We start from the raw sequence: 8,321 nt of genomic DNA on the forward strand, positions 1-8,321 counted from the left end.
CGGACGCCCCGACCTCCCGCGACTCGACGGTTGTACTCTGCACGCGGACGGACGGCGCCGGACCGTCCCGTGCGGCGCCCCGCCCGCACCCTGCCCGGCACCGTGATCGGAGTCCCATGAACTCATCCGCCCCCGACTTCGCCGGGCCGGTGCTGCGCACCCGCGACGTGGACGTCGTGCGCGACGGCCGCCACCTGCTGCGCGGGATCACCCTGGAGATCCGGCCCGGCGAGCACTGGGCGCTGCTCGGCCCCAACGGCGCCGGCAAGTCCACCCTGCTCGCGCTGCTCGGCGCCGTCTCCCACCCCACCCGCGGCGAGGTGGACGTGCTCGGCCGCCGGCTCGGCCGGGTGGACGTCCGCGAGCTGCGCGCCCACCTCGGGCACGTCAACCCGCGCCACCCGCTGCGCTCGCCGCTGAGCGTGCGCGAGGTGGTGCTCACCGGCTACACCAACACGATCGAGCCGGAGTTCCACCGCAAGCCGGCCCCGGAGGCGCTGGAGCGGGCCGAGCAGCTGATCGACACGCTCGGCATGCGCGCGATGGCCGAGGCCGCGTGGACGACGCTCTCCCAGGGCGAGCGCGGCCGGGCCCTGATCGCCCGCGCGCTGATGCCCAGTCCCCGGCTGCTGCTGCTCGACGAGCCCGCCACCGGGCTCGACCTGACCGCCCGGGAGCTGCTGCTGGACAGCCTGGACCTGCTGCGCCACCAGCACCCGGAGCTGGCCAGCGTGCTGGTCACCCACCACCTGGAGGAGCTGCCGGAGAGCACCACCCACGCCCTGCTGCTGCGCGGCGGCGAGTGTGTGGCGGCCGGGCCGGTGGACGAGGTGATGACCACGGAGCTGATCAGCGAGACCTTCGGCCACCCGATCCGGATCAGCCGGCACGAGGGCCGCTGGACGGCCCGGGCCGCGGCCCGCCGGACACCGGGACGGTAGCCGCCGGCCGGGACGGTGGCGGCCTGCCGGGCAGGACGGCCGCCCGCCGGACACCGGGACGGTAACGGTTCAGGGGGTGGGTGTAGACGGAAAATCGTCTTTACGTAAGGTATGCCTTAGCTAATGATGGTCTGCTGGTCCCCGGCCGGCCGCACTGCCTTGGCACACCCATGCCCTTTCCCGTTGGAGCCCGCATGTCCGCCCGTCGCCGTTCCACCGCAGCCGCGCTGCTCACCCTCGCCGTGGCGACCGCAGCCCTGGCCGGCTGCGCGTCCAAGAAGGACGACAAGGCCGGCGGCTCCGACGCGGTCAAGGTGAACGCGACCGACACCGCCTGCGAGGTCTCCAAGACCACCTTCCCGGCCGGCCACGTCGTCCTGGACATCAGCAACAAGGGCTCCAAGACCACCGAGGTCTACGTCTACGGCGACGGCGACAAGATCGTCACCGAGCGCGAGAACATCGGCCCCGGCACCAAGGCGAGCATCAACGCCGAGATCAAGGCCGGCTCGTACGAGATCGCCTGCAAGCCCGGCATGGTCGGCAACGGCATCCGCCAGAAGATCACCGTCACCGGCGAGGGCGGCAGCGCCGCGCCGGCCGACCCGCGCCTGGCCGCCGCCGTCGACTCCTACCGGAAGTACGCCCAGGAGCAGGCCGACGCCACCATCCCGGCCGTCGAGGCCTTCGCCGCCGCGATCAAGGCGGACGACCTGGAGAAGGCCAAGTCGCTGTACGCGCCCTCGCGCACCGGCTGGGAGCGCACCGAGCCGGTCGCCGAGAGCTTCGGCGACGTCGACCCGAAGACCGACACCCGCGAGGACAAGCTGGAGCCGGGCCAGGCCTGGACCGGCTGGCACAAGCTGGAGAAGTCGCTCTGGGCCGACGCGAAGATCGGCGACGACGAGAAGAAGCTCGCCGACCAGCTGGTCGCCGACCTCAAGGACTGGCAGAAGAAGATCCCCGAGGCGGAGATCACCGCGACCAGCATGGCCAACGGCGCCAAGGAGCTGCTGGACGAGGTCGCCACCAACAAGATCACCGGTGAGGAGGACCGCTACAGCCACACCGACCTGGCCGACTTCCAGGCCAACGTCGAGGGCGCGCAGAAGGCCTACGAGCTGCTGAAGCCGGTCGCCTCCGAGAAGGACGCGGAGCTGGCCAAGACGCTGGACTCCGAGTTCGCCGCCATCAACACCCTGCTGGCCAAGTACAAGCAGGCCGACGGCACCTTCACCTCCTACGACAAGGTCACCGAGGCCGAGCGCAAGGCCTTCTCCGACGCGGTCAACTCGCTGGGCGAGCCGCTGTCGAAGCTGGCCGCCGCCGTGGTCGTCAAGTAACCGGCCACCCCACCCCGAAGTACTCCGCCGACGCCGTGGCGGCCCGCGATCCGGGCCCCACGGCCTCCGCGGGTCAGCGCAGAAGTCCAGCACAGTAGAAGGGCCCGCCCGCCGATGGACGCGGAGAACGAGCAGCAGAACGGGACGCCGGCCGCCGCCGACGCCACCGGGACCAGGGGCGCGGTCAGCCGACGCGCCGTCATCGGCTGGGCCGGCGCGGGCGTCGCGCTCGGCGCCGCCGCCGTCGGCTCGGTCGCCGCGGCCACCCGGCAGGACGACGCCGTCCCGGTCGCCGCCCCCGTCGGCGCCGAGGTGCCGTTCTACGGCGAGCACCAGGCGGGCATCTCCACCCCGGTCCAGGACCGGCTGCACTTCGCCGCCTTCGACGTCTCCGAGAAGGCCACCCGGGAGTCCCTGGTCAAGCTGCTCAAGGAGTGGACCAAGGCGGCCGCCGCGATGACCGGCGGCCGCGAGGTCGGCACCGGCGCGGTGCCCGGCTCGCCGGAGGCGCCGCCGGACGACACCGGCGAGGCCCTCGGCCTGCCCGCCTCCCGGCTCACCCTGACCATCGGCTTCGGGCCGAGCCTGTTCGAGAAGGACGGCGTCGACCGCTTCGGCCTCCAGGCCAAGCGCCCCGAGGGCCTGATCGACCTGCCGAACTTCAAGGGCGACAAGCTCGATCCGACCCGCAGCGGCGGCGACCTCTGCGTCCAGGCCTGTGCCGACGACCCGCAGGTCGCCGTGCACGCGATCCGCAACCTGGCCCGGATCGGCATGGGCACCGTCAACATCCGCTGGTCGCAGCTCGGCTTCGGCAAGACCTCCTCGACCACCCCGGACGAGCAGACCCCGCGCAACCTGATGGGGTTCAAGGACGGCACCCACAACATCGCGGGCACCGACGGCGCGAAGCTGGCCGACCACGTCTGGGCCGCCCCCGGCGACGGCCCGGAGTGGATGACCGGCGGCTCCTACCTGGTCGCCCGGCGGATCCGGATGCACATCGAGACCTGGGACCGCGCCTCGCTGAAGGACCAGGAGGACACCTTCGGCCGCACCAAGGGCGAGGGCGCCCCGTACGGCAAGGGCAAGGAGCACGACGCGCCGGACCTCGCGGCGATGCCCGCGACCTCGCACGTCGCCCTCGCCCACCCGGACGCCAACAGCGGCCTGATGATCCTGCGCCGCGGCTTCTCCTTCACCGACGGCACCGACGGTCTCGGCCGCCTGGACGCCGGGCTGTTCTTCCTCGCCTACCAGCGCGACACCCGCAAGGCCTTCGTCCCGCTCCAGCAGAAGCTCGCGGCGAGCGACAAGCTCAACGAGTACATCCAGCACGTCGGCTCCGCCCACTTCGCCTGCCCGGCGGGCGTGCGCAAGCCGGGGGAGTGGTGGGGCCAGGCCCTCTTCGGCTGACACCCCTCCTGTTCTCCCGTACCATCTCGACACCCCCCAGGAGCCCGCGTGTTCGGCAACTACCTGATCGGCCTGCGCGAAGGCCTCGAAGCCAGCCTGGTCGTCTGCATCCTGATCGCCTACCTGGTCAAGACCGGCCGCAAGGACCGGCTGCCGCCGGTGTGGATCGGCGTCGGCTCGGCCGTGGCACTCTCCATGGCCTTCGGCGCGGTGCTCCAGTTCGGCTCCTCGCAGCTCACCTTCGAGGCCCAGGAGGCGCTCGGCGGCTCGCTGTCGATCATCTCGGTCGGCCTGGTGACCTGGATGGTCTTCTGGATGCGGCGCACCGCCCGGCACCTGAAGACCGAGCTGCACGGCAAGCTGGACGCGGCGATCGCGATGGGCACCACCGCCCTGGTGGTCACCGCCTTCCTGGCCGTCGGCCGCGAGGGCCTGGAGACGTCCCTGTTCATCTGGACCGCCGTCCAGGCCACCGGCGACGGCTGGAACCCGCTGATCGGCGCCGCGCTCGGCCTGCTCACCTCGGTGGTGCTCGGCTGGCTGTTCTACCGGGGCGCGCTGAAGATCAACCTGGCCAAGTTCTTCACCTGGACCGGCGCGATGCTGGTCGTGGTCGCGGCCGGCGTCCTCGCCTACGGCGTGCACGACCTCCAGGAGGCCGGCTGGCTGCCCGGCCTGCACAACACGGCCTTCGACATCTCCAGCACCATCCCCAAGGACAGCTGGTACGGCACCCTGCTGAAGGGCGTGTTCAACTTCCAGCCGGACCCGACGGTGCTGCAGCTGGTGGTCTGGCTGCTCTACCTGGTCCCGACCCTGGCGGTGTTCTTCAACGTCCTCGGCGGCGGCAGGAGCAAGAAGCCCGCCCAGCCGGTGGCCGCCAAGCCGGCCGCCTGATCCGGCCGTTCGGCCTGTTCCACCCGTAGCACCCGCTCCACCCCGCTCCACCCGTACCGCCCCGTCCGGCACCCGCCGGTCGGGGCGGTTTCGTATGAGCGGAGCCAGTTCTCGCCAGGAGCGGTCGGAACCAGTCAGGAAGACGACGAAAACGGTCAGCTCTGACAAACTGCAGTCCCAGTGGAACCGTTGCGCCACCACCTTCGTACTTAGGGTGACAGCACCATGCCATTACCCACACATGGGGGGAACATGACCGTTCGCAGGCCTGCCAGGTTAGTCGCCGCCGGTGTCGCCGCCCTCGCGGCGACCGTGTTGCTGACCGCGTGCGACGACGTGAAGTACACCGACGACAAGCCGGGCGACCCGAAGGCGAGCGCCGCCGGGGCCACCGTCCCGGGTGACCCGATGGCCGGCCAGGCGGCCGGTTCGCGCTGCAAGAGCGACGACATCACCGCCACCGTGCAGCTCAAGGGCGCGGGCTCGGCGATGCTGACGATCAAGAACAAGAGCAGCCACAACTGCACCCTGTACGGCTACCCGGGCTTCGGCGGACTGAAGGCCGACAACAGCGCGGACGCGCTGGCGGCCAACCGCGAGTCGCACCCCGGGCCCGCGGTGCTGGTCACCCTGAAGCCCAACAAGTCCGGCTACGCGGGCCTCAAGTGGAGCGCCTGCGACAAGTCGGACGCGACCTGCCACGTGCTCACCGGCCTCCAGGTCACCGCGCCGGACGAGACCACGGCGGTCAACGCCGAGGTGCTGGGCACCGACGGCAAGCCGGCCGGCCAGCTGCTGGTCTCGGCCGCCGGGCTGACCACCGGCACCCTGCAGCCGAACAACGAGAAGGTGCTGTTCAACTGATCCGGTTCACCCGATCCGGTTCACCTGATGCTGTCCGGTTGACGATGTCCACCTGATGATGCTCGCCTGATGACACGACGGAGCCCCCGGGCCGGTTCTTCCGAACCGCCCCGGGGGCTCCGTCCGTTCCGGGCCCGGACTACTGGCTCTTGATCGAGTCCAGGATGTCCAGCTTCGCCGCCCGGTGGGCCGGCCAGAGCGCGGCCAGCAGGCCGATCACGGCGGCCGCGAGCAGGAAGCCGACGGTCTGCACCGGCGGCACCACGGTGGTGATGTCCTTGAGGCTGTCCGCCAGCGTGCGCACACCCGCCCAGGCGACCAGGATGCCGAGTCCGACACCCACCAGCCCGCCGAACAGCGCGATTAGCAGCGACTCCAGCCGGACCATCCGGCGGATGCCGAGCCGGTCCAGGCCGATCGCCCGCAGCATGCCGATCTCCCGGCGGCGCTCGAACACCGACATCGCCATGGTGTTGACCACGCCGAGCACCGCGATGACCACGGACATGCCGAGCAGCCCGTACATCATGTTCAGGATGCCGGTGATCATCTGGCGGTTCTCCGCCTTGATCTCCTTCGCGCCCTTGACCGCGATCAGCGGGTTGCCGCCGGTCGCGTCGCGCAGCGCCTGCTTCAGCTCCTCGGTCGCGCCGTTGGTGCCCTTGACCAGGACCTTCTCCAGGCCGGTGGCGGGTGCCAGGTGCGGGGCGACCACGGCCTCCGGGACGATGACCGAGGCCAGCGCGGTGTTGGCCTCCAGGATGCCGCCGACGGTCAGCGAGCCCTTGGCGCCGTCCGGGTAGGTGACGGCGAGGGTGTCGCCGACCTTGTAGCCGGCGCGCTCGGCGCGGCCCGAACTGACCAGCAGCCTGCCCTGCTTGAGGGCGTCCGGGGAGCCCTCCTTGACCTTGACGGTGGCCACCTGGTCGATGGTCGCGGCGTCCACCGCGGTCATCCACTCGCTGTCCTCGCCGTTCTGCCCCGTCTTGACGGTGACGCTGCGCTCGGCGCTGATCACGCTGACGCCGGGTGCCTTGGCGATCTGGGCGGCGACCTCGGGGGAGAGCTTCGAGAAGTTCTGCATCGCGACCGTGTAGTCGGCCTTGAGGTCGGTCTCGGCGGCCTTGTCCACGGCCTGGTTCACCGAGGCGCCGATCACCGTCAGCGAGGTGATCAGGGTGACGCCGATGGTCAGCGCCGAGGCGGTCGCGGCGGTGCGGCGCGGGTTGCGGACCGCGTTCTCCTGGGCCAGCTTGCCCGGGGCGCCGTACACGGCGCGCAGCAGCGGGGCGAACAGCGCGATCAGCGGCCGGGACAGCAGCGGGGTCAGCACGAACACGCCGATCAGCAGCGTGCCGGCGCCGAGGCCGACCAGCTTGACCTCCTTGCCGGCCACACCGCCGGCCAGCGCGGCGAGGCCGGCCAGGGAGAACAGCAGGCCGATGGTGTTGCGGATCCGCAGGCCCTTCTGGGTCGCGGGCTGCTCGGCCGAGCTCATCGCCGCCACCGGGGCGATCCGGGAGGCCCGGCGGGCGGGCAGCCAGGCGGCCAGCACCGTCACCAGCACGCCGACCGCGAGCGCGGTGGCCACCGTGGTCGGGGCGATGATCAGCGGGCCGTCCGGCAGGTTGGCGTCCATCGGGCCGTTGAGCAGCGACTTGAGTCCGGCGGCGATGCCGATGCCCGCCAGCAGACCGGTCACCGCGGCGGTCAGGCCGACCAGCACGGCCTCGATCAGCACCGAGCGGGTGATCTGGCGGCGGGTGGCGCCGACGGCGCGCAGCAGCGCCAGCTCCTTGGTGCGCTGGGCGACCAGCATGGTGAAGGTGTTGGCGATGATGAAGATGCCGACGAACAGCGCGATGCCCGCGAAGCCCATCAGGACGGTGGTCAGGACGGTGGTGCCCTTCCTGATCATCTCGTCCTGCTCGGCGGCGAGTTCGCGGCCGGTCTTCGCCTCGATGGAGTCGCCCTGCGGGACGGCCTGCTTGACGGCGGTGAGCAGCGCGGCGTCGTCGGTGCCCGGCTTGGACCTGACGTCCAGCTCGGCGTAGCGGCCCGGGGTCAGGTAGAGCTGCTGGGCGGTGGCGGTGTCGAAGGCGGCGAGCGAGCCGCCGGCCACCACGCGCGGGTCGTTGGTGGTCAGGGTGCCGGTGAGCTTGAGCTTCATCACCGGGCCGTTGACCGCGACCCGGACGGTGTCGCCGACCTTGTAGCCGCCCTTGTCGGCGGTCTTGCGGTCCAGCGCGATCTCGGTGGCGTCCTTCGGGCCGCGGCCCTCGACCAGCGGGTAGCGCGGGTCGGTGCCGTCGGCGCCCGGCACGTAGTTGGTGCCGGTGGTGGAGAAGCCGTTGCCGATCAGCGCGCCCTTGGTGTCGGCGATGCCGGCGAAGCCGCTGACCACGCCGCGGACCTCGGCGACGCCGGGCACCGCGGCGACCTTGGCACGGGTCTCCTCGGTGAGGGTCGGGCCGGCGATCCGGCCGCCGTCGTCGTCGCTGAGGTTGCGGGCCTCGCGGTCGGCGACCGTGACGGCGACGTCGGTGTAGCTCTTGGAGTTCTGGGTCCTCAGCGCGTTGCCGAAGGTGTCGGAGAAGACCAGCGTGCCGGACACGAAGGCGGTGCCGAGCATGACGGCCAGTACCGTCATCAGCAGCCGGCCCTTGTGGGCGAGCACATTGCGCAGTGCGGTGCGGAACATGAGGGAGTGTCAGTCCTGGGGGTACTCGGGGGACGGGTGGCTTCGGGCCTCGGTGGGCCGGATCAGCTGGTGCGGCCCTTGGCGTCGAAGCGGCGCATGCGGTCCAGGACGGTGTCGGCGGTGGGCTGGTGGAGTTCGTCGACGATGCGGCCGTCGGCG

At 71.4% G+C, this 8,321-nt stretch carries 6 protein-coding genes and 1 pseudogene; 5 read left to right on the forward strand and 2 right to left on the reverse strand.

Going from position 1 to position 8,321, the window contains the following annotated elements; translation table 11 throughout:
• Nucleotides 1–116 precede the first annotated feature (116 nt).
• The 5 genes from ACWDD9_RS16640 (at nt 117) to ACWDD9_RS16660 (ending at nt 5,461) form a co-directional block, all read left to right on the forward strand.
• The gene (locus tag ACWDD9_RS16640; protein ID WP_049655803.1) at nt 117–941 is read left to right on the forward strand and encodes an ABC transporter ATP-binding protein; all 825 of its coding nucleotides are present in this window, start codon (nt 117–119) and stop codon (nt 939–941) included.
• 194 nt (nt 942–1,135) lie between these two features.
• Nucleotides 1,136–2,284 (forward strand): iron uptake system protein EfeO, encoded by a 1,149-nt coding sequence (gene efeO, locus ACWDD9_RS16645; RefSeq protein ID WP_387967647.1) that lies wholly within the window; start codon nt 1,136–1,138, stop codon nt 2,282–2,284.
• 114 nt (nt 2,285–2,398) lie between these two features.
• Entirely contained in the window at nt 2,399–3,700 is a 1,302-nt protein-coding gene (efeB, locus tag ACWDD9_RS16650) for an iron uptake transporter deferrochelatase/peroxidase subunit (protein WP_049655800.1), read from the forward strand.
• Between the two features lie 48 nt (nt 3,701–3,748).
• Nucleotides 3,749–4,597, forward strand: a complete 849-nt coding sequence (efeU, locus tag ACWDD9_RS16655) for an iron uptake transporter permease EfeU (RefSeq protein ID WP_387824206.1) — start codon at nt 3,749–3,751, stop codon at nt 4,595–4,597.
• 252 nt (nt 4,598–4,849) lie between these two features.
• Nucleotides 4,850–5,461 carry a DUF4232 domain-containing protein gene (locus tag ACWDD9_RS16660; RefSeq protein ID WP_158077734.1) on the forward strand — a complete coding sequence of 204 codons (612 nt, stop codon included), beginning with the start codon at nt 4,850–4,852 and terminating at the stop codon, nt 5,459–5,461.
• A 139-nt stretch (nt 5,462–5,600) separates the two neighbouring features.
• On the opposite strand, the gene ACWDD9_RS16665 is transcribed toward ACWDD9_RS16660, so the two are convergent.
• Together ACWDD9_RS16665 and ACWDD9_RS16670 are read right to left on the reverse strand one after the other, a co-directional pair.
• Complete coding sequence (locus ACWDD9_RS16665; protein WP_387967649.1) at nt 5,601–8,162, reverse strand: ABC transporter permease; 2,562 nt, start codon at nt 8,160–8,162, stop codon at nt 5,601–5,603.
• Nucleotides 8,163–8,224: 62 nt separating this feature from the next.
• A pseudogene (locus tag ACWDD9_RS16670) lies at nt 8,225–8,321 on the reverse strand (ABC transporter ATP-binding protein); the annotation flags it as partial.

The sequence above is a fragment of the Kitasatospora sp. NPDC001119 genome (assembly GCF_053598475.1).